Origin of the sequence: Levilactobacillus fujinensis (assembly GCF_003946335.1) — a bacterium.
Lineage (GTDB): Bacteria > Bacillota > Bacilli > Lactobacillales > Lactobacillaceae > Levilactobacillus > Levilactobacillus fujinensis.
The window spans coordinates 1-1,636 of the sequence record NZ_RHNX01000091.1; the positions used below are offsets into that span (position 1 = coordinate 1).

Below are 1,636 nucleotides of genomic sequence, written 5' to 3' on the forward strand. Positions count from 1 at the left end.
CCGGTATTCTACTGGGGTCATGCCGTTTAGTGTTGGTTGGCGTCGCGAATTATTATACCAATCCATAAAATCAGCTACCATCGCTGTTATCTCTTCTAGCGATAGTGGTTGTTTAAAGTCAAAGTATTCCGTCTTCATATGACTCCACAAGCTTTCCATTGGACTATTATCGCCCGGGGTACCAGGCCGTGACATACTATGGATAACGCCCGCTCCAGCTAAAGTTGTGTTATATAATCCGGCCGTATAACTGGATCCTTGGTCACTATGAAGATGGATTGGCCTTTCACCGTTTGTCGCGACTAATGCCGCATTGAAAGTAGCCGTTACTAAAGTAGCCGTCTCAGTCGGCGCGATTTCCCATGCGATAATACTATGGTCATAGAGGTCCTTGATGGCGCTAACTCGAATCTTTCCACCACTCTTAATGCCATATTGCAATTCACTACAGTCGGTTACCCAAGTCTGATTGGGCTGTTCAGGATGAAAGTCATGCTTAGCGTTGGCCGTAAGTAACTTATTGCCAAGAATGTATTCCTTGTGTTCCGCCTTACGGTCGTGTTTGGCAACTAAAATTGATGCTTTAATATTGTGTCGCTTCATCATTCGTCGAATTCTTCCAGCGCTCACATGATAGGGGGTCTCCTTGTTTACGTACGCAACCAAACGCTTCACACCGAAGATGTAGTTATGGTTTTCTTCCAGCTCTTTAACGTAGCTATAGATCACTTCATTTTCAATTTCACGTTGCTTGGGCCGGCGGTGGAGCCACTTGTAATAAGCAGCTCTTGAGACGCCTAAACACTGACACATAAGACCAATTTGAGTCGGTTCCTTCCGGTCTAGCGCTTCTTGGGCGAGTGCTTGAATGGTACGATATTTTGGTTCTGAGGGGCATCCTTCCTTTCTAATTCCTTCAGTTTTTTTAGCACTTCATTCTCCTTTGATAGGTAAGCGTTCCGCGCTTCTAATTCCTTGATTTTGAGTGCTTGCTTTTCCTCATCAGTCAAGTTAGGCTTACTTGATTTATCCTTACCACGTCGGTCTTGTAAGGCTTCTGGGCCATCTTGTTTGAACTTCTTGACCCATGTATAAACTTGTCCATATGAGACCGCAAACTTCTTAGTGGCACCGTTGTAATCTAATTCATTAGCGATGACCCATTGTACAATTTCAATTCGTTCAATCTGTGTTGTTTTTCTACCAGTTTTCATAGGGCGAAACCTCCTAGTGGTTGTAAGTGATTTACCACTAGTATACAGGTTCACCCACTGATAGATGATACTTGAATTTGGAATGTCAAATTGACTAGCTAGTTGAGGATAAGAGGTGTTGCCAGCTAGGTAGAGTTCAACCAGTTTCTGCTTGAACTCTGGTGAGTATCGATGGATCTTTCGCCGCTTCAATCCAGCTATACCGTCTGCTTGGAATCGTTGGACCCATTGTCTAACCTGGTCATCTTTAACGCCATACTGACGTTGGATTTGTCTGGCACTCATTCCCTGTTCCACTAACTGGATATAACTCAGTTTGTCCTCCAGACTGTACCGAGATCCTTTTCGGCCCATACTAAAAACTCCTCCCTAAGTAAACAAGCTTTAATTATTTGCTTGTCTACCTAAGTAGGAGTATAGCC

2 protein-coding genes are annotated in these 1,636 nt (G+C 43.9%); both read right to left on the reverse strand.

What is annotated here, in order from left to right; all coding sequences use genetic code 11:
* On the reverse strand, positions 1-912 hold a 912-nt coding region (locus EKM89_RS13855), incomplete at its 3' end, for an IS3 family transposase (RefSeq protein WP_125689351.1).
* Positions 843-1,568 carry a helix-turn-helix domain-containing protein gene (locus EKM89_RS13860; RefSeq protein ID WP_125689350.1) on the reverse strand — a complete coding sequence of 242 codons (726 nt, stop codon included), beginning with the start codon at positions 1,566-1,568 and terminating at the stop codon, positions 843-845. The genes EKM89_RS13860 and EKM89_RS13855, both read right to left, overlap by 70 nt.
* Positions 1,569-1,636 lie beyond the last annotated feature (68 nt).

What these genes read in the sequence shown, in the direction of transcription:
- EKM89_RS13860 (WP_125689350.1), bottom strand. Translation starts at nt 1,568, where the DNA reads ATGGGCCGAAAAGGATCTCGGTACAGTCTGGAGGACAAACTGAGTTAT.